A 23,716-nucleotide genomic window follows, 5' to 3' on the forward strand; every position below is an offset into this window, starting at 1 on the left:
TTATAAATCCTTATTGCTTCTTCTATTTCTTTAAAAACCGTAAGTCCGAGTTTAACCTAACAGGCAGTTTAATTTTAACTAATCGATGAAGAACGACTCGAAACTTACGGCTTACTGCCTGTTTTTCTAATTAGCTGCTTTATAGCTGTATGTATGTGTTTCTACCAGCGCATTGTCTTCTCGGTTATAGATTTCCATTTTTGTAGGATAACCATCGTCGTTATATGTATATTTTAGTATCCTGTCTCTATTACCGGCGTCATAAGATGCTGTTGTCTTTTCCGATTGATGGTTATTTGGACTATTGAATTTCCAATTATAGGGATTTCCTATCCTACCTGCGGCATGCTTATTATCATAATCTCCGAACAACGTAGTCGATGCCCACTGCCCTTGGGAAGAAGTTTCTATAGATAATAGATTTCCTTTATCATCTGTTGTATATGTTATTTCTGACGTATATCCACCGGGAATATTGGCCGTTTCTACCACTTTATTTTCGGCATACGTATAAGTTGTGATGATCGCGTTTTCTATATCCTGTCCAAATACGGTTTTCGAAGAAACCGGGCGGTTACCGTTTTCATACGTATAGGCCTCATTATATTCAATCTCCCCATCCGAATTGACCATCTCCATCCAGGTTAAATGACTGTTATTATCATAGATATATGTTATGGTCGTTTGGAGAGTACCTACATCATTGTGTGTAAACAGTTTAACGAGCCTGTTCCGCGCATCGTAATCATAACGCGCCCGCAATTTGCCGTCTACTTTCGATTCGGTGAGGAGCAGTTTATCTCCATCTAACATTCCGTCATTGTTGCTGTCTTTGGAGCAGGAGGTCAAAACTGATGCTATAACGAGTAACCCTATTAGGATAACCGCTACCAATAACGTCACCAATAATTTTCCGATTATTTTTTGAATTATCATTTTCATCACGTATAAATTTTAAAATATATAATTAGGATCATAACCGACGACAATAGCTGTTGCCGTTCTCGGCCGGAAATCTGAATTGTCCGGTATAAAATCCAATTGAAATTCTGACAAGAAATCTCCTTTAGTGTACCAGTTCTGAATGGCGAGTGGGACTTCGCCACTTGATTTTTTTAATACGGCTGTCACGATATAGCGTCCTACTGGAATATCTTCTATATAGCCGTATTTTTCCCAATAACGTTCACCGTACCTTAATACGAGTTTTTTACCCTCGGAACCGTCAATCATCGGGCCGCTTGGCGTAAAAGTCAGCTCAATATCTTCGTCATTCTCCCAAAAATCATTGGCCGAGTGTACCGTCACCCGCCCGCCATAGAAATAATCATCATCGGGATCAATACCCTCCAATTTCCAGGTGAAGTTGCGCACGCCACCATCTTCTGTTAAAGCATCCGTGTTGTCGGGATACGCCTGTATAGAATACGTTTTTCCATTGTATTCTTTTTTGAAATTGGCATACGCTACCCAAGCGCCTTGATGTACCTTAATCTTATACATACCCTTCTCATCGGTAGTGCCGTTGATATAAGAATCGTGGAAAGCTGCATTATCCAGGTATATCTTTGCCCCCGCAATGGGATTTCCCTGTGTATCCACTATCTTGCCGGTAGCATAGCCTTTCTCTGCTTTCGGTTCTCCATTGCCATTTTCGCCGTCTTTGGAGCAGGATAAAATGGCAAACAATACCATGCCGATAATGAGAAATTTCTTTATTGCTTTCATTGTTTTAATGTTTTAGGTAAGCCTGTCTGTTATTGATACACGACACGAAAAGGTACCTTGATTTCACCACCGAAAGGAAAGCTAATCGTTATTTCATGGGCTATTTCTCCATTCCCTTGGAAAAAGTCCTTTGCATCTGCACTGCTTATTGTCCATTCGGTTTGATAATACGTTGCAGTATTCGCCAATAGCTTACCCAGATTACCAAAAATGCTGATCAGTTGCCGGGCGTCTTTCGCATACATAAAGGCACCATTCGTGGCTATCGCCTGTTGCTGTAAATGTGCCGTATTCACGTCTCCTAATCCTATATTATACAAGGTCACGCCATTGTTCAGCGCATGCGATACAACATTATCAGAAGAACCGCTTCCTTGTCCATCTGTAAATGTTAAAACGGCTTTATTGGATTTCGTAGAATTATTTTTTGTGTAGGTGATAGCTTCGTACTGGGATGGGTACAGCGGCGTCCCTCCTCCCTCCCCTCCACGCAATTTCTCTATCTCCTGGATTACTTTTGCGGTATCCGTTGTAAAATCGACTAAAGAAGTATACGTAGAACCGGCAAAAGACCATAAGGCTACATCATTGCCGGCCCCTAAATTTAAGGTAAAAATCTTGGATGCCTCCAAACGGTAATCATCCCGGTCAGTCGAACTGATACTGCCACTCTGGTCCATCAGCATCAAGGCGGAATAAGGACGAGCTCCTGTTCCTTTTATCAAGTTGGCGAGATTGTTAGAAAAACCGAAATCAAAGCCGCGAAACGCTAAGCTATCGATGCGGAAATGCTCGACTTTCAGATTGTCCTCGATGTTCTCGGAATCCCTGAACACGGCCAGATCCATCCGGAATTTTAACCGTTCGTTGGTTTTTTCCACGACAGCAACACGAAGGATAGCCGCCGAAGGTAGTGAATTGTCGTCTAAAGGTTCGATAATTGGTGGCGTATCATCCCCTTTTTTACAGCCGAAGAGGAATAGTCCCATCAAGGCTACCATCGATAAAATTTTAATACTTGTTTTCATTTTCTTTATTATTTAGTTTATAATGCTGTTTTGTTTTTCATGAAGCGTGTAGCAACACACTTACATTTTCTTCATATTGTAAAAGCAAAGTTACAGTTGCCTTCCCTTCGGCCTTACCCCCAAAAGGGGGTTTTTATTGGAAATAAATGCATTACCTTTGTTATCGTAATAACTAACACAGATTGATAAATCTTTATAGATAGCGTTATGAAAAGACATGTATATAAAAAGACATACGGATTGTGGTCGTTTCTATCTCTCTTAATAGCGCTTAGCGTTCCCTACAATTTACGTGCACAGACGGTAGATTCCTTAATATTGAAATACACGGACAAAAGCGGAAAAGTCAATATAGATTCTCTCATTCGTAGCAGCAAGACAGCTATATTTAGCGATCCGGATCAAGCTTTCAATGCGGCGAAACAAGCGGTCTACTTTTCAAAAAAACAACGAGATCCCTTACGGTTAGGAAATAGTTATCGTCTTTTAGGAGCTTATTATAACGATGCCAGGCATCACTTTGACTCTGCATACTACTATTATGGTCTTGCAGACAGTATATATACGGCATTAAATACCAAAGAAGCCGTGGATGAAAGCAGTATCCTCCGTCTGAATTACGGAGCTATCAAACAAAAACAAGGAGATTATCTGGGCGCTGTAGAAGAATATACTGAAGCGCTACGTTTATTTGATCAAACAGGGAATGAAGTAAGCCGCTCCAAGACATTGAATAATCTAGCGGGAATATTATATGGCGAGGATAATAAACGGGCAGAAATGTACGCTCGCGAGTGTGTGAAGATAGCCCGAAAGAATAAGGATGAATTTATGATTGCTACGGGCATTCTGTCTTTGGTAAGTGTGCTGGTTGACTATGCGAGAACAGATCAAGCAGATCCGGAGGAAATCGTTACTCTCCTCAACGAAATGCAACAGATCGCGGAGAAAAACAACTATAAACATCACCAATTGCTGTATTATTACAATTATGGTGTTCTCCATACTTATCAAGGCGAGTTTGAGCAAGCTATTCCCGTAATAAAAATTGCTATCGATTTAGCTAGACAAGCTGGAAATGAATGGGTAGTGATGCAATCCACAAATATCATTGCCGAAGCGTATTATGCGAATGGACAGTTTAATAAAGCGCATAAAGCTGCCGAAGAATCTTTGGGTTTAGCAAAAAAACTACAGGCGCGGAGTTATGAAGAGCTCGGCTGGTCACTTCTTGCAAGGACAAACGCTCATCAGACAAATTATCAAATGGCCTACCATTATCTCGATTCTGCGTATTGGCTACGGGATACACTGTTTAACGAAAACAACCAACAGCATCTCGCATTTCTCGAAATGGAGTATCAAACCGAAAAAAAAGAACTCAAGATAGCCGCATTGGAAAAGCAACATCAACTTTATATCTGGCTGGGTATTGCTGGTGCCATTATTTTACTCATTGCCCTCGCCTTTGCCTATATCCGTTACCGACTAGCTGTAAATAAGCGAAAACTTGCCGAAGAAGAAGCGCAACGGTTGGAGCAGGAAAAACAATTGGTAGCAGTGCAGGCTACTTTAGATGGCGAAACCGCCGAGCGAACGCGTTTGGCAAAAGACCTGCATGATGGATTGGGCAGCATGTTGTCGCTGGTGAAATTCAACTTACCCCAGATGAAGGGCGAAGCAGCCATATTGGAAACCATTGATGTATCCCGTTTCCAGAAAGCCATCGGCATGTTAGACGATTCCATACAGGAGCTGCGTCGTGTGGCGCATCACATGATGCCGGAGTCGTTGCTACGTTATGGATTAAAAGCTTCGCTAACTGATTTCTGTTCCGCGACCCCCATTGCCGACTTTCATTATTTTGGTGATGAAACCCGCCTGTCGGAAAAAATGGAGATCATGATCTATCGTTGTATCCATGAATTGGTCAACAACGCGCTCAAACACGCCCAAGCAAAACATATTAATGTACAATTGGTGCAGGAGGAAGACCGCATATCCTTCACCGTGCAGGATGACGGGATCGGGTTTGATCAAGAATGGGTTACAGAAGGTATGGGGTTACAGAATGTGCGGCAACGTGTGGATGCTTTCCAAGGCAAGATGAATATATATTCGTCCCAACAAGGTACCGAAATCCACGTGGAAATTGATTTCAAAAAAGAAGATAAAAATGATTAACGTAGCTATCGTAGATGATCACAAAATCTTAACGGAAGGATTACGGAGCCTCATCGCCGAATCAACCATAGCAACCGTAGTTGGCGTAGCACATAGTGCGGCGGAGTGTCGACTTTCCCTCGGCTTCTGGAAACCAGATGTTTTATTGTTGGATGTCGGACTACCTGATATTAGCGGACTAGATTTTTGCAAGGAGATAAAAGAACAATTTCCCGAAATCAGCGTCCTGGCTCTAACTACGCACAATGAGTATGCTATTGTTCGGCAAATGCTAGATAACGGCGCTTCCGGCTATCTGATTAAGAATGCTATGGCGGATGAAGTTATGGCAGGAATAGAAGCCGTTGCCGCCGGAGAAACGTTTTTATGTCACGAAGTAGATCTGTTGATGAAGCGTCCTGCTGAAAAAAACATCTGGTTAAGCCCCCGCGAGCGCGAACTACTTCTTCTCATTTCGGAAGGTCTGACCAATACGGAGATTGCAGAGCAGATTTTCCTAAGTCCCGAAACGATCCGAGGTTATAGAAAAAATCTCCTGTTGAAGCTAGGTGCAAAAAATACAGCTGTATTAGTAAAAATGGCTATCGAACAGAAATTAATATAGTATCTTTAGCGTAATCTTGTTTCGGGCAACGGCACATAACCATCATCCCCAGTCACTTTCGGAAAACGATGGTTTCGCCAATCATCTTTTGCTTTTTCTATAATGTCTTTGCTCGTCGCCACAAAATTCCAAAATATAAATCGCTCCTCTGGAAAGGGTTCTCCCCCAAAGATATAAACTGTTGTATTCGGCTTCATCGTAAAGGAGCATAGATGGGCGTCCTTGGTAATTAAAATCTGCTTAGCTCCATACGTATGTCCTTGGTTCTCTATCTCACCTTCCAGTATGTAAAGACCACTTTCTCCAAACAAATGTGTACCAATATCGATAAGTTTTTCTTCTTTAGTTTTTATCTCGATCATATACAATGGAGAGTAAATGGGAACAGTAGACTTCTTTCCGAAAGCTTCACCGGCAATTAGCTTATATTGTACGCCGTCCTCCTCCCAATCCGGGATGTCGGTTACTTCGATGTGAAAAAACTCCGGTTCCATAAATTCTAATGATTTAGGCAATGCCACCCATATCTGTAATCCGTGCAACGATTTATCCCGCCGTCGCAAATATTCCGGTGTACGCTCCGAATGCGCCACGCCTTTTCCCGCTGTCATCCAGTTTACTGCGCCGGGCTGTATTTCTACTTCTGTCCCCATACTATCACGATGCATAATAGCCCCCTCAAACAAATAGGTCAAGGTGGATAGCCCGATATGCGGATGTGGTGGAACATCTAGATTTTCGTAATCAGCGAGGCATGCTGGTCCCATATGGTCGATAAACACAAAAGGACCGATAGAACGTTTCTGACGAAAAGGCAATAATCTGCCGACTAAAAAATTCCCGATATCTGCGGCCTTCTCTTCGTGGATAAAATCAATGTTTGACATAGCGGATAATTAAAGTTGGAAACAAGTTACAAAAAAATCCCGACCTGTAACAAGCCGGGATTTTTTATATTGCATCAATTCATATTAGACATCAATCTTCGCATATTTTGCGTTTCGCTCAATAAATTCTCTACGTGGCGCAACTTCATCTCCCATTAACATAGAAAAGATACGATCACATTCTGCAGCATTTTCAATAGTTACCTGGCGCAATGTACGATGTTCCGGATCCATCGTTGTTTGCCACAACTGCTCCGCATTCATCTCCCCAAGACCTTTGTAACGCTGTACATGGACAGAGTCTTCCTTTCCTGCACCTTTTAAACGCTGGATTGCAGCAAGACGCTGATCTTCGTTCCACGCGTATTCAAACTCCTTCCCTTTCTTCACTTGATAAAGCGGTGGCGTTGCAATATATACGTAACCTTTCTCTATCAGTTCTTTCATGTAACGGAAATAGAACGTCAAAATCAACGTAGCAATGTGCGAACCGTCCACATCGGCATCCGTCATAATGATAATTTTGTGATAACGTAATTTCTCTAGATTCAGCGCTTTGGAGTCTTCTGCTGTTCCTACGCTGACGCCCAATGCCGTAAACATATTTTTTATTTCCTCGTTTTCATAAATTTTATGCTCCATTGCCTTCTCCACATTCAATATCTTTCCTCTCAATGGCATAATGGCTTGAAAACGGCGGTCACGTCCTTGTTTGGCCGTTCCACCCGCAGAATCTCCCTCTACGAAGAAAATCTCACAGCTCTTTGGGTCATTGTCTGAACAATCTGCCAATTTTCCCGGAAGCCCCGACCCCCCCATTACTGTTTTCCGTTGTACAAGTTCCCGTGCTTTACGTGCTGCTGCCCGCGCTTGAGCAGCAATGATAACTTTCTGTACAATCGTTTTTGCCTCTTTCGGGTTTTCTTCCAGATAAATACCTAAGATCTCACCTACGGCCATATCTACGGCCCCCATTACCTCATTGTTACCCAATTTAGTTTTGGTCTGCCCTTCAAACTGTGGTTCAGCCACCTTAACCGATACAACGGCTGTCAATCCCTCACGGAAGTCATCTCCTGTAATGTCAACTTTTAAGTTTTTCAACAAACCGGATTTATCGGCATATGCCTTTAATGTACGCGTCAACCCACGACGAAAACCAGCCACATGGGTACCGCCTTCGATGGTGTTGATATTGTTAACGTACGAGTGCACATTTTCCGAATAAGTATCATTATATTGCAAAGCAAGCTCTACGGGCACACCTTGTTTAATCCCTTCGACATAAATAGGTTCAGGAATAAGTGGTTGACGGGTGCCATCTAAGAATTTAACAAATTCACGCAATCCACCTTCCGAAAAAAATTCATCCGACTTGCGTGAACCATCTTCATTGATCTCCCGTTCATCTATCAACGACAAACGCACACCTTTATTTAGGAACGCCAATTCACGCAAACGATTTGCCAGCGTATCATAATTGTACGTGGTTGTCATCGTAAAAATCTCCGGATCCGGACGGAAAGTGACTATAGTACCTGTGATATCACTTTCACCAATTTCCTTTACGTCATACTGAGGCTTACCTTTTTCATATTCTTGCTGGAAAATCTTTCCTTCGCGATGCACGACGGCAGATAAGTGCGTAGATAAGGCATTCACACAAGAAACCCCCACACCATGCAAACCACCAGATACTTTATAAGTATCTTTATCGAATTTACCACCCGCATGGAGTATCGTCATGACCAACTCCAAAGCCGATTTGTTTTCTTTCTTATTAATACCTGTTGGGATACCACGTCCGTTGTCCTTAACAGAGATAGAATTATCGCTGTGAATCGTAACAACGATATCGGAACAATACCCCGCTACGGCTTCGTCAATGGAGTTATCAACCACCTCATAAACCAAATGGTGTAAACCTTTAACACCCGTATCACCAATGTACATGGAAGGTCTCTTACGTACCGCTTCCAGACCTTCTAACACTTGAATATTATCCGCCGAGTACGTTGATGGATTCTTATTTTCTTCGCTCATGAAATTAAATTAAAATGAGTATCGTTTAACATTCAAAAATACGATTTTTTTCCCTAAAAATCAAGAGCTGATATACACGAGATACGCTGTAGCTTAAACCGCGGTTTACTGAAAAATATGCTGAAATCAGCAGCTTTAAATACTATAATTTACAAAGAACTTCTAAAATTTAATTTTTTATCTTAGGTTTGTTTTCTGAAAACTATATTAGAATGAATAAACTATTTAAAACTGTATCACAAGTATCTTTAGGGTTAGTTGCCGTCCTGGCTGTTGCCTCTTGTAATCAAAACGCCAACACCGGAGCTACCAATACGACCAATGATTCGACTGCATCCGTAGCGAATGCCAACAAAGAAGAAAAAATCGTTTATATAAACTCGGACACCTTATCAGAAAAATACGAATATTATAAAGACGTTAGAACTAAATTAGAGGCAAAAGTAAAAAAAGCACAAAGTGATTTACAAAGCAAAGGGCAAGCTTTCCAACGTGAAGTAGCGGACTATCAACAAAAAGCAGGTACCATGAGTGCTTCTGAGCGCCAAGCTACAGAAGAAAGACTTGCTCGCAAACAAGATGAACTTGGCCGTTTAGACCAAAATGCGTCTGCATCTATCGCGCAAGACGAATCGACCGAATTTACCAATGTGTATAATACGATTACCGAGTATCTGAAAAAACATGCCGAAGAGAAAGGTTATGAATTGGTATTGACGTACTCCGTTTCTAATCCTACCGTATTATATGCCGAAAAGAAAATGGACATTACGGCGGAAGTAGTGGAAGCGCTGAATAAGGAATACAAAGACAAGAAAGCCAAAGAAAAGAAATAAGAAAATTCACACAAATAAGGCTATTCTAAGAATAGCCTTATTTGTTTTTGTGATTTCATGAATATATTATTATCTCACTATGGTACGCACCATCTTAGATTCTAGCAACGCTTCCTTTGATTGGATTGATATATCCGAGCCTACACTTGAAGATTTCGAAACACTTAGAACAAAATATCAATTACACGAAGCCTCTATCAAAGATTGTCTGCAGATCGGCCAGCTACCCAAGATAGAAGAATTCGAAAATTATCATTTTCTCATTATCCGCTCTATTCCTGCAAGGTTTGACAATTTCTCCGATACCCTAACCGAAATTACAGAACGCATATCGGTATTTTTTAGCGATAAGTTTGTTATAACTGTCCATCGCGGAAATATCGAATACCTGGAAAAACTCGCTGATAACTTCCCTTTTAACAAACTCAATTCCAGCAAGCTTTTTATCAACCATCTGACCTCCGAGGCACTGAAGACGTTTGAAAATTTAGTTATCAACAAACTAAATACGCAGCTGGACAGCTATGAAGAGATGGTGTTTTTAAACCGACGGAAAAAAGACTTCCTACGCCAGCTTTATTACATTAAACGCCAAATCGATCTTATCCGTATTATATTAACACTTTACAAGGATATCGTAGATTTCTTCCACCTGTCGGCATTCAAAAACATTTATACACAGGACTTAAAAGATATTTATGCCCGCTCGTCCACCCTATATCGAAACATCTCAGAAAATACAGCTCAGCTTCTCTCTGTTTATTTCAATATAGAATCTAACCATACCAATGATATTATGCGTACATTGACCATCATATCGGTATTTTTCATGCCGCTCACATTCATCGTCGGCGTATATGGGATGAACTTCAAAAATATGCCCGAACTAGAATGGTACTACGGTTATCCGGCGGTCATGTTAGCGATGGCAGTTCTTGCCGCACTTATTTATTATTGGTTCAAAAAACGCAGATGGTTATAATTAACGCTTCTTTGGTGTAGTAGCGATAAAATCTTTGAGGTAGTAAGGTTCAAAATAAACTACATCCTCAAACCTACCCTGTTGGAACTTCCGGAAAACCAATTTATCAAAAAATGACGCTGAGTTGCAGAATCCTGTTTCTACCTGCACGGTATGACTATTTTCAAATAGCGTTTCAAATTTGTCGGCGCCACTCCCAAAGAGGACATAGCAGTTATTTTCATCTTCGTCCGCAAAAGAATTCTCATCAATAATACGAGCGGCTGTTTCTTCTATACACTGTAACTGAGAATCGTATTTGGCCATGTATACCTCCATCCGACGAGCATCAATCATCGGCACGAATATACGGGTTGCATCTACACTATGCTCTTGCGGAACAAATCCATAGACCATCGCCTCCAACGTATTCACCGCGATCAACGGAATGTCCAGCGCATAGCATAAGCCCTTGGCAGTCGAAACACCGATCCTCAATCCGGTATAGGATCCCGGCCCCATGCTGATCGCGACAGCGGTCAAATCGTTCCTTGTAACAGCAGCTTTATCTAACACCTGCTCAATGAATAGTGTTAGGTGACTCGCATGTAAATTTGGAGCGTCCGCTTCTGCCTTAGCGATGGTTTCACCATTTTTACTGATAGCGACCGAGCATACCGGTGTCGCTGTTTCTATTTGTAAGATGTACGTATTCTCGATCATAAACGTTATGGAACAGGGTCGTGCCCATGCCCTCCCCAAGGATGGCATCTCAAAATTCGTCGAATAGCCAGATATCCACCTTTGAAAGGGCCATATTTTAGAATGGCTTCCTTACCATATTGTGAACAGGTAGGCGTGTACCGACAATTGGCACCCAAAAACGGCGAAATGAAAAGTTGATAAAAGCGGATGACAAGTATAAAAAACCATTGTAATGGCTTTTTAATCAGCTTCTCCCATATAAATTTGAGTATGCTCATCTTTCAGCTTGGTTAATACTTTTCCCATACGTTGATAGAGCATTGTATAGGGTTCCTTTTCCTTTCCCACATATTGGAATGCCAAGAGCAAATGTAGGGAATGTTCCTGAAGAAAGTTATATAATTCTGATTTTTGCAGGCGATAAGCCTCGCGTATGCGACGTTTGATAGCATTCCGATCTACTGCTTTCCGAAAGCGGCGCTTGGATACGGAGATGATACATTGTGCAGGAACAGCATCTTGTTGTACCAGCGGGCGGTACAGAAATACGATACGGTAAGGGTAAACAACAAAAGAAGAACCATTACGGAAAAGACTTTCGATAAGCCTTTTACTACATAATCGCTCTTCCTTTGTAAATGTATAGCTCATGGTGACTATTTGCCGGAACACAAGCCCGCAGGAGTCACCGGCTCGTATGTATTATCCTTTATGACGGTATTCGTCTGATACGGAAAGACGTCTTCTTCCTTTAGCTCTACGAGCAGCCAATACTCTTCTACCGTTAGCTGTACTCATACGCTCACGGAAACCGTGTTTATTTCTTCTTTTTCTTAACGAAGGCTGAAATGTTCTTTTCATGACACTATTATGCTTGTTTTTATATCTTAATCAATCCTCCCCTATACAAGGGAATGCAAAAGTACTGTTATTTTAGAAAAGAAGCAAATTTTTCATCCGAATAAAATTGCACTTACGACTTACTTCTTAGGATATCGCGAATCTCGGCCAATAACACCTCTTCTTTAGTCGGTGCCGGAGGAACTTCTGGTGCAGCCTCTTCCTTGCGTTTTAAAGAGTTTATTCCTTTAATAACTAGAAATATACAAAAAGCAATAATGAGGAACTGAATAATAACGTTGATAAAATTACCGTAAGTAATAGCAACTTCGGTAGTACCTGCAGCTTCATTTGCTTCGGTGATAACATACTTCATATTGCTGAAATCGACCCCACCTGTAATGTAGCCAATAGGTGGCATGATAATATCATCCACCATGGAAGTAACAATTTTACCAAAAGCACCTCCAATTACCACACCGACAGCAAGGTCTATGACGCTTCCGCGCATGGCAAATTCCTTAAATTCTTTTAGAAATCCCATAATTTTAAATTTAAAAACAATCAATAAACAAAAATGACAATTAAATCTACAATATTCAAAAATTTCGTTATATTTTAATGCTCTTTAAACACTGCCGTTTAGGCATTATGACATTTACTTAATAGACTTTTTTCTATATTTGCTGTGTAAAAGCAGAAACTGCTTCACGTATTGAACTGTTAAACACCAACATAAGTAACCCGTAAATGAAGAAAATACTAATAGCGGATGATCATAGCATTGTGAGACTAGGGGCATCCATGATTATCAAGGAGTGCATTCCCGATGCCGATATTCAACAAGCACAAACATACGATGAGGTCTATGACCAATTACGCGCAGAATCTTTCGATTTACTCCTGTTGGACATCAACATGCCCGGCGGCAACAACATCAAAGTTATCCGGGAACTACTGGACATCCGACCTCAGGTTAAGATATTAGTTTTCTCTTCATACGAAGAGAGTATATATGCTTTGCGATACATCAATGCGGGCGCTTGTGGCTACCTTAATAAGACAACAGCTATGTCTGAGCTTAAAAATGCCATAGAAAGTATCATGACACGCGGCAAATACATGTCGGATGCCGTTAAGGAACTTTATATACAAAAGCTTACAACGAGTAAATCCTCTTTCGACAAGAGCAATCCTTTACATAAATTATCCAATCGCGAGATGGATGTAGCTAAACATCTTACTAAGGGACTTGGAATTTTAGAAGTTGCCAAATTGATGGAATTAAGTTCTTCCACCGTGAGCACATATAAAAGCCGTGTTTTCGAGAAACTAAATGTAGGCAATATACCCGAGCTCATTGAATTATTCAAATTACATAGCGAAGCATAAAAAATGAGAGGTTGTATTTTAACAACCTCTCATTTTTTAACTTAATTCTGCTATTGTTACTTCCGGAATATCCTTCACGGATGGCTCTTCCAAAAAGCTACTACGTTGATAGATATATCCCTTTTCATCATCCAAATCCCACAATAAAGGCGATAAGAAACGGATACAATTTGCAAAGCCTTGATTGGTCGCAGCAATATTACCCGTGTCCTTTGAGTTCTTCGCTTCATTTTCAATTTCGAAAGGCCCATCAAAGCCTCTCCGATGTAATACGGCAACGAAATCATTCCAATCCATGTGGTCTGTTCCACCGAATCCCGGTAGCATTGCTTCGTAGTGATGACGATCCCAATCATGCTGCGGAATGGTAATCCCTGCTTGCTCGGCCAGCGAAACATCCACGTGTTGCATAGGATACATCCCTCCCCACTCTACGCGGGCTTTTGTTTTCAAATTACGCGTGGTCTTTACGTGAATGCGTTTCAACCGCTCAATATCCATTTGTTCCATCACATCGACTGGATTTACATTTTGCCATATATCATGTGATGGGTCATATATCTCTCCGTGTGCTTTGCTTGGGATTAAGGTATACATTAACTTCCGTGCTGCCAGTACCGCAGGCAAGTTGTTATAAGTAGAGGTATAGCGAGCAGAACGCCAGCCTTCCATTGGACAATTTTCGTATACAATCGTAACACCTAGACCTTCCGCATATTTTACAATCGGTTCAAACACGCGCTTATACTCTTCTAAATTTTTCTGAAAACCATCGATTTCATTTCCGAGGTCATGGTTATATCCCACAAATGTCCCTACTTTCACATCATTTCTATCTCCTCCTAACAGATGTGCTATCCGAATAAGGCGTAACAGATGGTTTTGGTTCTTCACGCGCTGTTCAGGGTCACCACCAATCATATTTTCAAAAGCTCCTAAGGACAAGCTCAATTCCGCGGCATTGAATTTCTCAATAAGGCGCTTTCCGTCTTCCGCAGAAAAGCCTTCGTAATCCAAATGCGTAGCAGTATGATCCTCACGTGTTCCGTCTTTTCTAAATACACATAAATCGATTCCCTGTGCCCCTACTTCTTTGGATGTAGCGATTAGTTCGTCCAAAGACAATTTATCATACGCAGAACTCATGACCCATATCGGGTTATTTAGTTTAGCCAACATATACGTTTAGATTTTAATTTTTACTTGGGTAAATATAAATAAAAAAGACAGCATTTCTGCTGTCCCTTCAAGTGTATTTTGATCTCGACGATTAATCAACATTGTCGTGCAGGAACGAATTGTTCGGCCGAATCTCGGTTTCTCCGTCATCGAACGACAAGGTAAACCGTGACACTTGCGATTGTGAAGAATGTGGCACATCTTCCAACGATTTTTGTCTACGTTTATAAGCCGGTTCGTTTTCCAATTCTTGTAAGCCGTTGCTAGACTTCAGTTTCATACTCAACTCTTTTAAACGCAATATACGCTCTTTCGTTTTCATAAGCTGATCTTCAAAATCTATTTCCTTTTCAGGTGTAGATTCTACTTGTGCTACGGGCTCTTCTTTCGCTATATTTTCCACTTTCTCGGTTTCTTCTACACCCGGCGTTTCCTTATTATATGCATCGAATACGGAAGGCAACTTAAATTCAAATATAGAAGGTGATGTTTTCAACTCAAAGCCCGACTCTTCTTGGGTCTCCTCTTGCTCCGGCTCTTCCAAACTCAGTGTATGGCGAATAACCTCCGGTTCCTCTTTTTTCGCTACCGCCGCATGAATTGGTTTCGGCGAGGTGAACAGATCCCCTTGAGGCGGTGCCGGAGTTCCCAAAAAGGATGTTTTCTCCGTTGTATCTTGTGGAGGTTTAATGTAGGGCTGTTGTGTATCAGCAGGCTCTTCTTTCTTTATAAACTGATTTTGAGCCACTGGTCTCACAAATTGTTTTGTTGTGGGTTCTGGAGTTAAGGGTAAGGCAACTTTTTCCTTCTCTTTTTCTTTGACGCGCTCTTCCGCCGTTTGAAAACCTGTCGCAATGATGGTTACCGACAACTCGTCGTCTAAATTCTCATCGATACAATTACCCCAAATAAGATCAGCAGATAAGCCTGCTTTTTCCTGGATATAATCGGTAACAATAGCAACTTCATCCATCGTCACTTCATTTTTACCAGAGGTAATATTCAGTAGAATATAGCGTGCACCTTCAATTTCGTTATCTTTCAATAACGGTGATGCCAATGCGCCTGTTACAGCTTCAATAGCACGATTTTCGCCGGTTGATATTCCATTTCCCATGATGGCAACACCACTATCATTCATAACGGTACGCACATCTTTAAAATCCACGTTCACGTAGCCCGGGATGGTAATAATTTCGGCTATACCTTTCGCTGCTGTTGTCAAAATATCATCCGCCTTCGCGAAAGCCGCCTGCATGGTAAGGTTACCAAATATCTCCCGCAAACGATCATTCGAGATAACCAAGTAAGAGTCTACATATTTACGTAGCTCTTCCATACCCTCTTCCGCTTGCGCGCGACGTCGTTTACCTTCAAATGTAAAAGGAGTGGTTACAATAGCTACCGTTAGGATACCCAACTCTTTTGCAGCTTTCGCCAACACCGGACTTGCTCCGGTACCGGTACCACCGCCCATACCTGCCGTGATAAAAAGCATCTTCGTATTGGTACCCAACATACGTTTGATATCCTCAATACTTTCAATAGCTGAATTTTCACCTACATCAGGATCTGCACCTGCACCCATCCCCTCCGTTAAACTTGCTCCCAATTGTACTTTATTCGGAATAGGACTCAACTCCAACGCCTGCGCATCCGTATTGCAAACGATAAAATCTACGCCACTAATCCCTTGCTTGTACATGTGGTTTACGGCATTGCCTCCGCCACCGCCAACACCAATAACCTTGATTATTGATGATTGTTCCTTTAACATTTCAAATTGTATCGACATAAAAATACCCTATTTAACTCTTGCTAAACCACTTATAAAATCCCGATAGGTTCAACAATTCAAATGTAATAATACCAAAATCCTCACAACAGTTTTCCACATTTGTGAATTTGTGGAAAAAAGACCCGTTGTGGAAAACTTATTTCCTCCCTATAAATGTGTCGTCGTCAATTCCCGCATCATCCTTGATAAAATCGGACAAGAGCTTAGAGAACCAACTTTCCTTTTTATTCTTCTCTTCCGCAATTTCCTTCACCTTTCCGCTTTTTCTTGATACTTCCACCGCTTGCTCGGTTGCTTCCGCTTCTTCTACAGCTTGCACACCTTTAATCAGCAGTCCAATGGAAGTCGCATACATCGGACTTTTCAATTCTTCCAAAGCCTGTCTGTTCAACATTTCTGTTTTTGCTAGATATTCATTTGGATAACCGATTCTACAACCAATGCCGGTAATATATTCTACCAATTGAACTAGATGCTTCAATTGGGCGCCGCCACCTGTAATCACGATTCCTGCAATCAGTTTATCCTCATATCCGGAAGATTTAATCTCATAGTAAACGTGTTCGATGATTTCCTCCATCCGCGCCTGAATAATGTAGGCTAAATTCTTCACCGATATCTCTTTAGCCTCGCGTCCCCGAATACCCGGCACGCAAATCACCTCATTATCTTTGTTTTCATCCGCCAAAGCAGAACCGTAGCGAACTTTCAACTGTTCCGCTTGATTGCGTAATACGGAGCAACCTTGTTTGATATCCTCTGTTACGATATTCCCGCCCAACGGGATAACAGCCGTATGACGGATAATACCTTCATGAAAGATAGCCACATCCGTGGTGCCGCCACCAATATCAACCAACACCACACCAGCAGTCTTCTCCTCGTCATCCAACACAGCTTCAGATGATGCCAGAGGCTCCAAGACTAGGGAAGAGATTTCCAAGTCCGAATTATCTACACAACGTTTGATATTGTTGATATCGGTCACCCGTCCTGAAATAATATGAAAATTAGCTTCTACCCGACGTCCTGCCATACCAATAGGCTCTTTAATACCCGGTTCGTTATCGATGGTAAATTCCTGTGGCAAGACATGAATAATTTCCTCGCCCGGAGGGAGCACCAGCTTATACATATCGGAGATTAATTGCTCCACGTCAATACGGGTCACTTCATCGTAGTCGCGCTTGGTCAAGATCCCGCGGTGTTGAATACTTTTGATATGCTGACCTGCGATCCCAACGTTGACCACCTTGATATCCACATTCGATTGGGATTCCGCTATCGAGACCGCATCCCGGATACTGCTTACCGTCCTTTGGATGTTAGCGACTACGCCGCGATTCACACCGGAAGATTCAGCTTTCCCGACACCCAAGAGTTCAATTTTGTTGGCTCCGCTACGACGACCTACTGTAACACAAATCTTCGTTGTTCCGATATCCAATCCCACGATGATTGGACTATCTTTTTCGTTTTCTGCTAATCTTGGTTTCATAATATGCTGTGTATTTGTTGCTGTATATTTCAATATTATTTATTTCATTTTTAGTTTCATCTGTAAACTGTCTAGCATCCATCCATCCCGTCGCTCACAGATAATCTGTCCATCATATTTCACATTTACTTTTTCATATGCATCTGTACCAACTTTTGGTAGAATGTTTTTATAGAAAATCTCCAACCTACCTAACTTTTCACCTAATTTATCTGCATTACCGATAATCAGCGGTTGCGTTCCTACACGCGGAATAATCTCAATATCTTGTTGGTTATCCACATAAAGCTGAACGATCTGGTTGCTCCACAATGGATCATCTTTTACATACTCCACGATCGCAACTAAGTCCTTTACCAATCGGGTTTGAATAGTATCCAACGGCTTTTCATATCCTTCCTGTATATTTCCGTTCGCTACTAAAACATGCGGAACATATTTTAACGTTACAGGCACTTTTGCTCCTTTTGTGTCGATATAGTATTCTTTACCCGCTTTGTTCACAATACGCAAAATAACTTCCCGTTGTTGTACGACGATCTGCAATATCCCGTCCATATCAGTATAAATCTCCGCACTGGATACGTAGGGAAGCTCCATCAATGCATTTTCAATATTATCGATTGGAATTGTGTTCAAAGGTTTTCCGACTACCGCTCCAAATTTCGTCTTCACTAAATCGGAAATATCATGCTGGTCGATAAAGGTTTCTTTTCCTTCCACCACCACTTTCATGGAAGCACAAACTTGTGCCGTATCCTTCTTCTTGACCAAGCCCATCAACATACCTATCCCTGCTAAGGCGATAAGCCCCAGACAAGCATAACCAAGTTGCCTCCACGGTATGTTACGAACTGCCTTAAGCATTTTCCAATATCTCTTTTAAAGGTTTCACCAATCTATCAATATCACCCGCTCCCACAGTTACGATCAACTCCGGCCGATTCTGTTTTACTATTTCCAAAACACGCTCCGGCGATACGAGCTGTTTACATTCCATATCTATCTTATCCAACAACCATGTGGAGCTTATCCCTTCAATGGGCAATTCTCTTGCCGGATAAATATCCATCAATAGTAATTCATCTGCCAATCCCAACACCTCTGCAAAACCATCCGCAAAGTCGCGCGTGCGGCTATATAAATGGGGTTGAAAAACGACGGTCAATTTCTTTGCTGGATAAAGTTTCTTCATCGATGTCAGAAACGCACGCAGCTCTTCCGGATGATGGGCGTAATCGTCGATATAGACATGTGTAGGTGTTTTAACGATATACTCAAACCGTCTCTTTGCCCCGCCGAAAGAAGCTAATGCGGCTTTAATTTTATCTGCGTTTATCCCAAGTTGTAATGCTACAGTGGTAGCAGCTACAGCGTTTTCTACATTGTGTAAACCTGGAATCCCTAACGGTATGTTTGGAATTTCCGTTTGTTTGGAAACATAGTCAAAATAAAACACATCGTTTTCCACGTGGATATGTTGTGCATACGCATCGCATACCTCCTCTTTCGCATAGGCTATATCGCCACTAAAAGGCAATCCCTTCTTGACTATGGACACACCATTTTGAACCACGCGTTGCAAAAACAGCTCAAAAGATTCAATAAGATGCTGTTCATCACCATAGATATCCAAATGATCGGGATCGGCTGAAGTCACGACTGCGATATTGGGGTGTAACGTGAGAAACGAACGATCATATTCGTCGGCTTCGACCACGACTACATTATTTTCACCATACAACACATTGCTGTTGTAATTCGAGCTTATTCCTCCTAAAAAAGCGGAGCAATCATATCCCGAATCTTTCAAGATATGTGCGATCATCGTTGATGTCGTTGTCTTACCATGTGTCCCACCCACCGCAATCGTAAATCGGCTCGCGCTGATCATGCCCAATACCTCGGAACGTTTGTAAGGTGTAAAACCTTGCTCTAAAAAGTAGGCTTTCAATTTAAGATCTTTTGAGACGGCGGGTGTAAAAATCAATAATGTTTGCGCAGACGGTCGCTTGTAGGTTTCCGGCAATAATGAAACATCATCTTGATAGATTACTGGAATACCTTCTTGTACCAAAGCCCGTGTCAACTCTGTTTCCGTTTTATCATATCCTTGCACGTCGCATCCGAGGTGCATGAAGTAGCGAGCCAATCCGCTCATACCAATTCCCCCGATTCCGAGTAGATAAACACGTTTTATATGGTCAAGGTTCATCATCTATTTAATAAGTTTCAATACTTCTCTTGCTATCGCTTCATCCGCGTCCGGCATGGCCATCTTTTTTATCTCCGTACTCAACGACGCACATTTAGCTTCATCAGCAAGTAACTCCAACGCTACATACATCATCGTGCCACGGGCATCTGCTTCCGAAATCATCACGGCTGCATTTTTTGCTACCAAAGCCTGCGCATTTTTTGTTTGATGATCTTCTGCGACATTGGGCGAGGGGATCAATATCACCGGCTTGCCCACGACACAAAGTTCTGATATCGTTCCAGCGCCCGCTCTCGAAATAATCAAATCTGCCGCCGCATAGGCTAAATCCATGCGTTCTAGAAACGGAAAAACCTTTACATTACCGGGAATCAACTGATCAAGCTTTAACATACGTTCCATATCCTCGTAATAGGTCTTTCCCGTTTGCCAGATAAATTGCACGTCATCCCTTTCACCCAGTTCATGTATCACATCCAACACATAGCCATTCATCTGCTTTGCTCCCAAACTACCGCCTACAATTAATATGGTCTTTTTATGTGGTTGCAGACCAAAAATTTGCAGGGCAAATTCACGCTTTCCTTCAATAGCTACCGAATCACGACGTATCGGATTGCCGGTCAAAATTATTTTCTCCGCCGGAAAGAATTTATCCATACCTTCGTATGCAACACATATCTTTTTCGCTTTCTTTCCTAAACTTTTATTGGTTACACCCGCATACGAATTTTGTTCTTGGATCAAGGTTGGTAAACCCCTATCATTGGCCGCCATTAACAACGGCCCGGAAGCAAACCCACCAACACCAACAGCCACATCAGCCCCAAATTCCCTTATAATTTTCCGAGCTTTGATCAAACTGCCTATTAGCTTGAACGGTAATGCTAAATTTTTCCATAAGGAATTTCTATCAATACCTTGTATATCCAGCCCGATAATCTCGTAACCGGCTTCGGGTACACGTTCCATCTCCATTCGTCCGTTTGCGCCGACAAATAAGATTTCGATTTCCGGTTCTATACGACGTAATGCATTCGCTATCGCAATAGCCGGAAAAACATGTCCTCCCGTCCCTCCTCCGCTTATGATTACTTTATGTCTCATATTTTACTTTTTCGTAATTCGTGTTCCGTGATTCGTAACTAGTTACAAATTACGAGAAACGAGTAACTATTTTATATCGTTCCGACAACCACCTTTTGCGGTTTTGGAATCTCATTCAATTCTTCTTTTCCTTTCAGCTCTTCTACACTCCGGCTAACACTTAAAATAATACCCAATGCCACACTGGTGAACAAAATGGATGTCCCTCCCATACTGACTAAAGGTAATGGCACACCGGTGACTGGCCCCAATCCAACGGCGACCGCCATATTCGCCAATGCCTGTATGGTCAAGCTAAACCCTAAACCTGCTGCTAGAAAAGCACCGAATGCCCGCGGACTTAAGGTCACAATACGTATACATCGATACATCAATGCGACATACAGGAAGAGTAGAATAGCTCCACCAATAGTGCCGTATTCTTCCACAATAACCGCAAAAATAAAATCGGAATATGGGTGTGGTAACAGGTTTCTACCTACACTGTTGCCTGCCCCCTTGCCAAACAGTTCTCCTGAAGCGATGGACATCTTCGCAAGATTTGCCTGATAGTTTTTATCTTCTTGAAAAGGAACGTTATTCTGTACGGTTTGTTCTGTTTTAAAGAAACTTTCAAAACGGCTGATATAGGTAGCACGACGCGGACCGATCAATATCACCAACAACAGCAGGAACGCACCACCGATGCAAACAATGCCGATTTGTTTGAAGCTCACTCGGCCAATTAAAAGCAGCAACACACTCGTACCAAATAACATTAAAGCGGTTGACAAGTTCGCCCACGCGATGAGGACAAAGACCAAACATACTGTTCCCATTATCGGAATAAAGGATTTTTTAAGATCTTTTATCTCATGCGCTTTACGCGACAGCATACGAGCCAGAAATGTAATCAGTGCTAATTTTGCCAAATCCGATGTTTGAAACGTTTGATTGATGACGGGGATTGTCACCCACCGACTAGCCTCATTTACCTTATTACCCCCAATCAGCGTAAAGAGTAACAGCGGTATGGTAATAATCATTAACAACTTAGAAATGCCCGCATAATAACGGTAATCTAATTTGTGTGATAAATACATCAGCACCAAACCCACAGCAATAATAGAGAAGTGCTTGAACAGGTACAGTTCCGTACCTTTACCTTCTTTATAGGCGAGTGTACCTACCGAACTGTATACAGCCAGCAGAGACCAACCAGACAGGATAATCACAATAATCCATATCCACTTATCACCTTTTAATTTACTGAAAATCAGATCCATTTTTATTCCTTTTTAGTTTTCAGTCGTCAGCGGTCAGTATTTACTGTTCACTGATTACTCTTGACTTTTTACAAAGACATCACTGCTTCCTTAAATTTCTCGCCACGCTCCTCATAATTTTTAAACCAATCAAAGCTTGCGCATGCCGGAGACAACAGCACGGTGTCTCCCTTTTTTGCTATATAGGAAGCTATCTCGACCGCGTCCTGCATCGATGAACTATTTACAATCACATCCGTATCTTCTTCAAAAGATTCGTGAATACGAACATTGTCCTTACCGATACATACGATCGCTTTTACTTTTGATTTCACCAGATCACGCAACATTTCATAATCATTGCCCTTATCTACTCCACCCATTATCAGAATAATGTCGGGTGAAAAACTCTCCAAAGCATACCAAACAGAATTGACATTCGTTGCTTTCGAATCGTTGATATAATTTACCCCTCCAATACAAGCAACATGTTCCAAACGATGCTCGATATTCACATACGACTCCATGCTCTCTTTCATCGTTTGGTTGCGCAGTTCCTGAACCTTCGCAATCAAGCCGGAGGCCATGTTGTTGTACGCGTTGTGTTTCCCCTGTAATGATAACTCTTCAATATTCATCGCAAAAATGTCTTTGTTAGGTACTCTTATTATTATATTCTTTTCTTCGTCTATATACGCTCCCTGCTCCACCACTTCTTTTTGTGTAAAAGGCAAATACTGTGCTTCTGTCTTAAATACATCTAATCCTTTTACCGTCTCCTCGTCGTCCAAGCAGTAGATGAAATAATCGTCTTTTGTCTGATTCCGGATCATACGAAATTTGGACGCCCTATAGTTTTCCATCTGATGGTCATACCGATCCAAATGATCGGGCGTGATGTTCAAAATGACGGCTATGTCCGCACGGAAATGATACATATCATCCAACATAAAGCTGGATATCTCCAACACATACACATCATAATTTTCACGCGCTACCTGTAGCGCGAAGCTTTTGCCAATGTTTCCTGCCAAGCCTACATTTACACCGCCGCGCTGCAGTATATAGTAAGTCAACATCGTTGTGGTTGATTTACCATTAGAACCCGTAATGCAATAGAGCTTCGCGTCTGTATATTGCGCAGCAAATTCTATCTCCGAAATCACCGGAATATTTGCAGCCTTCAATGCCTTTATCAAAGGTGCATGTTCAGGAATACCAGGACTCTTGACAACCAGTGCGGCTTGCATGATCTTGTCTTCGCTATGCAATTGTTCCTCAAATGCAATTCCCTCTTGCTGTAATGTTGCCTTATATCTATCACTTATGGCACCCTTGTCTGAAACGAATACATCAAAGCCCTTGTCCTTGCCCAAAATAGCTGCACCAACACCACTCTCCCCAGCGCCTAGTACCGCCAGAAAGCCAGATTGTGGGTAATATGTATGTGCTATATTGGACATC

23 protein-coding genes are annotated in these 23,716 nt (G+C 41.7%); 5 read left to right on the plus strand and 18 right to left on the minus strand.

Annotated elements, in window-relative coordinates; all coding sequences use genetic code 11:
• Nucleotides 1-126 precede the first annotated feature (126 nt).
• Genes H8B21_RS00705 through H8B21_RS00715 form a run of 3 tightly spaced genes read right to left on the minus strand, consistent with a single transcriptional unit; the run spans nt 127 to nt 2,756 of the window.
• Nucleotides 127-942, minus strand: a complete 816-nt coding sequence (locus tag H8B21_RS00705; protein ID WP_190311881.1) for a hypothetical protein — start codon at nt 940-942, stop codon at nt 127-129.
• Between the two features lie 12 nt (nt 943-954).
• A complete protein-coding gene (locus tag H8B21_RS00710; RefSeq protein ID WP_190311882.1) occupies nt 955-1,728 on the minus strand; it encodes a carboxypeptidase-like regulatory domain-containing protein in 774 nt (257 codons plus the stop codon).
• A 29-nt stretch (nt 1,729-1,757) separates the two neighbouring features.
• Entirely contained in the window at nt 1,758-2,756 is a 999-nt protein-coding gene (locus tag H8B21_RS00715) for a vWA domain-containing protein (protein WP_190311883.1), read from the minus strand.
• A gap of 207 nt (nt 2,757-2,963) precedes the next feature.
• Here H8B21_RS00715 and H8B21_RS00720 point away from each other — a divergent pair, with 207 nt between their 5' ends.
• Together H8B21_RS00720 and H8B21_RS00725 are read left to right on the plus strand one after the other, a co-directional pair.
• Nucleotides 2,964-4,940: a tetratricopeptide repeat protein gene (locus H8B21_RS00720; RefSeq protein ID WP_190311884.1), complete on the plus strand. Its 1,977-nt coding sequence runs from the start codon at nt 2,964-2,966 to the stop codon at nt 4,938-4,940.
• Nucleotides 4,933-5,544, plus strand: coding sequence for a response regulator (locus tag H8B21_RS00725; protein ID WP_190311885.1), 612 nt, complete (start codon nt 4,933-4,935; stop codon nt 5,542-5,544). The genes H8B21_RS00720 and H8B21_RS00725 overlap by 8 nt, the downstream gene beginning before the upstream one ends.
• Before the next feature lie 5 nt (nt 5,545-5,549).
• Here H8B21_RS00725 and H8B21_RS00730 read toward each other — a convergent pair whose 3' ends face one another.
• Both H8B21_RS00730 and gyrB read right to left on the minus strand, forming a co-directional pair.
• On the minus strand, nt 5,550-6,431 hold the full coding sequence (locus tag H8B21_RS00730) for a pirin family protein (protein ID WP_190311886.1): 882 nt from the start codon (nt 6,429-6,431) through the stop codon (nt 5,550-5,552).
• A gap of 84 nt (nt 6,432-6,515) precedes the next feature.
• On the minus strand, nt 6,516-8,474 hold the full coding sequence (gene gyrB, locus H8B21_RS00735) for a DNA topoisomerase (ATP-hydrolyzing) subunit B (protein ID WP_190311887.1): 1,959 nt from the start codon (nt 8,472-8,474) through the stop codon (nt 6,516-6,518).
• Between the two features lie 212 nt (nt 8,475-8,686).
• Between gyrB and H8B21_RS00740 the strand changes: the two genes are divergently transcribed.
• Nucleotides 8,687-9,310: an OmpH family outer membrane protein gene (locus H8B21_RS00740; protein WP_190311888.1), complete on the plus strand. Its 624-nt coding sequence runs from the start codon at nt 8,687-8,689 to the stop codon at nt 9,308-9,310.
• 79 nt (nt 9,311-9,389) lie between these two features.
• Complete coding sequence (locus H8B21_RS00745; protein WP_190311889.1) at nt 9,390-10,292, plus strand: CorA family divalent cation transporter; 903 nt, start codon at nt 9,390-9,392, stop codon at nt 10,290-10,292.
• Here the strand turns inward: H8B21_RS00745 and tsaB are convergent, their stop codons facing one another.
• The 5 genes from tsaB to mscL form a co-directional block, all read right to left on the minus strand.
• Nucleotides 10,293-10,994, minus strand: coding sequence for a tRNA (adenosine(37)-N6)-threonylcarbamoyltransferase complex dimerization subunit type 1 TsaB (gene tsaB, locus H8B21_RS00750; RefSeq protein WP_190311890.1), 702 nt, complete (start codon nt 10,992-10,994; stop codon nt 10,293-10,295).
• 5 nt (nt 10,995-10,999) lie between these two features.
• Nucleotides 11,000-11,254 carry a membrane protein insertion efficiency factor YidD gene (yidD, locus tag H8B21_RS00755; protein ID WP_190311891.1) on the minus strand — a complete coding sequence of 85 codons (255 nt, stop codon included), beginning with the start codon at nt 11,252-11,254 and terminating at the stop codon, nt 11,000-11,002.
• Nucleotides 11,217-11,627: a ribonuclease P protein component gene (locus H8B21_RS00760; protein WP_190311892.1), complete on the minus strand. Its 411-nt coding sequence runs from the start codon at nt 11,625-11,627 to the stop codon at nt 11,217-11,219. The genes yidD and H8B21_RS00760 overlap by 38 nt, the downstream gene beginning before the upstream one ends.
• Nucleotides 11,628-11,678: 51 nt before the next feature.
• Entirely contained in the window at nt 11,679-11,837 is a 159-nt protein-coding gene (gene rpmH, locus H8B21_RS00765) for a 50S ribosomal protein L34 (RefSeq protein ID WP_105716541.1), read from the minus strand.
• A gap of 112 nt (nt 11,838-11,949) precedes the next feature.
• Nucleotides 11,950-12,360, minus strand: coding sequence for a large-conductance mechanosensitive channel protein MscL (mscL, locus tag H8B21_RS00770; protein ID WP_190311893.1), 411 nt, complete (start codon nt 12,358-12,360; stop codon nt 11,950-11,952).
• Between the two features lie 206 nt (nt 12,361-12,566).
• Between mscL and H8B21_RS00775 the strand changes: the two genes are divergently transcribed.
• Nucleotides 12,567-13,208: a response regulator transcription factor gene (locus tag H8B21_RS00775; RefSeq protein WP_190311894.1), complete on the plus strand. Its 642-nt coding sequence runs from the start codon at nt 12,567-12,569 to the stop codon at nt 13,206-13,208.
• Nucleotides 13,209-13,244: 36 nt separating this feature from the next.
• Here the strand turns inward: H8B21_RS00775 and H8B21_RS00780 are convergent, their stop codons facing one another.
• From H8B21_RS00780 to murD, 8 genes are all read right to left on the minus strand, one after another.
• Entirely contained in the window at nt 13,245-14,387 is a 1,143-nt protein-coding gene (locus H8B21_RS00780) for a sugar phosphate isomerase/epimerase family protein (protein ID WP_190311895.1), read from the minus strand.
• 91 nt (nt 14,388-14,478) lie between these two features.
• Entirely contained in the window at nt 14,479-16,182 is a 1,704-nt protein-coding gene (gene ftsZ / locus H8B21_RS00785; protein WP_190311896.1) for a cell division protein FtsZ, read from the minus strand.
• Nucleotides 16,183-16,321: 139 nt separating this feature from the next.
• Nucleotides 16,322-17,683, minus strand: a complete 1,362-nt coding sequence (gene ftsA / locus H8B21_RS00790; protein WP_190311897.1) for a cell division protein FtsA — start codon at nt 17,681-17,683, stop codon at nt 16,322-16,324.
• A gap of 39 nt (nt 17,684-17,722) precedes the next feature.
• Nucleotides 17,723-18,550, minus strand: a complete 828-nt coding sequence (locus H8B21_RS00795; protein ID WP_190311898.1) for a cell division protein FtsQ/DivIB — start codon at nt 18,548-18,550, stop codon at nt 17,723-17,725.
• Nucleotides 18,543-19,898 carry a UDP-N-acetylmuramate--L-alanine ligase gene (murC, locus tag H8B21_RS00800; RefSeq protein WP_190312901.1) on the minus strand — a complete coding sequence of 452 codons (1,356 nt, stop codon included), beginning with the start codon at nt 19,896-19,898 and terminating at the stop codon, nt 18,543-18,545. Before murC ends, H8B21_RS00795 begins: the two co-directional genes overlap by 8 nt.
• A gap of 3 nt (nt 19,899-19,901) precedes the next feature.
• Nucleotides 19,902-21,008 carry an undecaprenyldiphospho-muramoylpentapeptide beta-N-acetylglucosaminyltransferase gene (gene murG, locus H8B21_RS00805; RefSeq protein ID WP_190311899.1) on the minus strand — a complete coding sequence of 369 codons (1,107 nt, stop codon included), beginning with the start codon at nt 21,006-21,008 and terminating at the stop codon, nt 19,902-19,904.
• Nucleotides 21,009-21,079: 71 nt separating this feature from the next.
• Nucleotides 21,080-22,273 carry an FtsW/RodA/SpoVE family cell cycle protein gene (locus H8B21_RS00810; protein WP_190311900.1) on the minus strand — a complete coding sequence of 398 codons (1,194 nt, stop codon included), beginning with the start codon at nt 22,271-22,273 and terminating at the stop codon, nt 21,080-21,082.
• A 68-nt stretch (nt 22,274-22,341) separates the two neighbouring features.
• Nucleotides 22,342-23,715 carry a UDP-N-acetylmuramoyl-L-alanine--D-glutamate ligase gene (gene murD, locus H8B21_RS00815; protein ID WP_190311901.1) on the minus strand — a complete coding sequence of 458 codons (1,374 nt, stop codon included), beginning with the start codon at nt 23,713-23,715 and terminating at the stop codon, nt 22,342-22,344.
• Between the last annotated feature and the right edge of the window lies 1 nt (nt 23,716).

This window comes from Sphingobacterium chuzhouense (assembly GCF_014692525.1).
In the GTDB taxonomy this organism is placed as follows: domain Bacteria; phylum Bacteroidota; class Bacteroidia; order Sphingobacteriales; family Sphingobacteriaceae; genus Sphingobacterium; species Sphingobacterium chuzhouense.

Excerpts from the sequence above, each read along its gene's own strand:
- ftsA (WP_190311897.1), bottom strand. The coding sequence starts at position 17,683 with ATGAAACCAAGATTAGCAGAAAACGAAAAAGATAGTCCAATCATCGTG.
- H8B21_RS00780 (WP_190311895.1), bottom strand. The coding sequence starts at position 14,387 with ATGTTGGCTAAACTAAATAACCCGATATGGGTCATGAGTTCTGCGTAT.
- H8B21_RS00740 (WP_190311888.1), top strand. The coding sequence starts at position 8,687 with ATGAATAAACTATTTAAAACTGTATCACAAGTATCTTTAGGGTTAGTT.
- murG (WP_190311899.1), bottom strand. The coding sequence starts at position 21,008 with ATGAGACATAAAGTAATCATAAGCGGAGGAGGGACGGGAGGACATGTT.
- H8B21_RS00715 (WP_190311883.1), bottom strand. The coding sequence starts at position 2,756 with ATGAAAACAAGTATTAAAATTTTATCGATGGTAGCCTTGATGGGACTA.
- mscL (WP_190311893.1), bottom strand. The coding sequence starts at position 12,360 with ATGGGATTTCTAAAAGAATTTAAGGAATTTGCCATGCGCGGAAGCGTC.
- H8B21_RS00710 (WP_190311882.1), bottom strand. The coding sequence starts at position 1,728 with ATGAAAGCAATAAAGAAATTTCTCATTATCGGCATGGTATTGTTTGCC.
- H8B21_RS00775 (WP_190311894.1), top strand. The coding sequence starts at position 12,567 with ATGAAGAAAATACTAATAGCGGATGATCATAGCATTGTGAGACTAGGG.
- H8B21_RS00720 (WP_190311884.1), top strand. The coding sequence starts at position 2,964 with ATGAAAAGACATGTATATAAAAAGACATACGGATTGTGGTCGTTTCTA.
- H8B21_RS00810 (WP_190311900.1), bottom strand. The coding sequence starts at position 22,273 with ATGGATCTGATTTTCAGTAAATTAAAAGGTGATAAGTGGATATGGATT.
- gyrB (WP_190311887.1), bottom strand. The coding sequence starts at position 8,474 with ATGAGCGAAGAAAATAAGAATCCATCAACGTACTCGGCGGATAATATT.
- H8B21_RS00705 (WP_190311881.1), bottom strand. The coding sequence starts at position 942 with ATGAAAATGATAATTCAAAAAATAATCGGAAAATTATTGGTGACGTTA.
- murC (WP_190312901.1), bottom strand. The coding sequence starts at position 19,898 with ATGAACCTTGACCATATAAAACGTGTTTATCTACTCGGAATCGGGGGA.
- H8B21_RS00730 (WP_190311886.1), bottom strand. The coding sequence starts at position 6,431 with ATGTCAAACATTGATTTTATCCACGAAGAGAAGGCCGCAGATATCGGG.
- H8B21_RS00760 (WP_190311892.1), bottom strand. The coding sequence starts at position 11,627 with ATGAGCTATACATTTACAAAGGAAGAGCGATTATGTAGTAAAAGGCTT.
- H8B21_RS00745 (WP_190311889.1), top strand. The coding sequence starts at position 9,390 with ATGGTACGCACCATCTTAGATTCTAGCAACGCTTCCTTTGATTGGATT.
- ftsZ (WP_190311896.1), bottom strand. The coding sequence starts at position 16,182 with ATGTCGATACAATTTGAAATGTTAAAGGAACAATCATCAATAATCAAG.
- yidD (WP_190311891.1), bottom strand. The coding sequence starts at position 11,254 with ATGAGCATACTCAAATTTATATGGGAGAAGCTGATTAAAAAGCCATTA.
- rpmH (WP_105716541.1), bottom strand. The coding sequence starts at position 11,837 with ATGAAAAGAACATTTCAGCCTTCGTTAAGAAAAAGAAGAAATAAACAC.
- tsaB (WP_190311890.1), bottom strand. The coding sequence starts at position 10,994 with ATGATCGAGAATACGTACATCTTACAAATAGAAACAGCGACACCGGTA.
- H8B21_RS00795 (WP_190311898.1), bottom strand. The coding sequence starts at position 18,550 with ATGCTTAAGGCAGTTCGTAACATACCGTGGAGGCAACTTGGTTATGCT.
- H8B21_RS00725 (WP_190311885.1), top strand. The coding sequence starts at position 4,933 with ATGATTAACGTAGCTATCGTAGATGATCACAAAATCTTAACGGAAGGA.
- murD (WP_190311901.1), bottom strand. The coding sequence starts at position 23,715 with ATGTCCAATATAGCACATACATATTACCCACAATCTGGCTTTCTGGCG.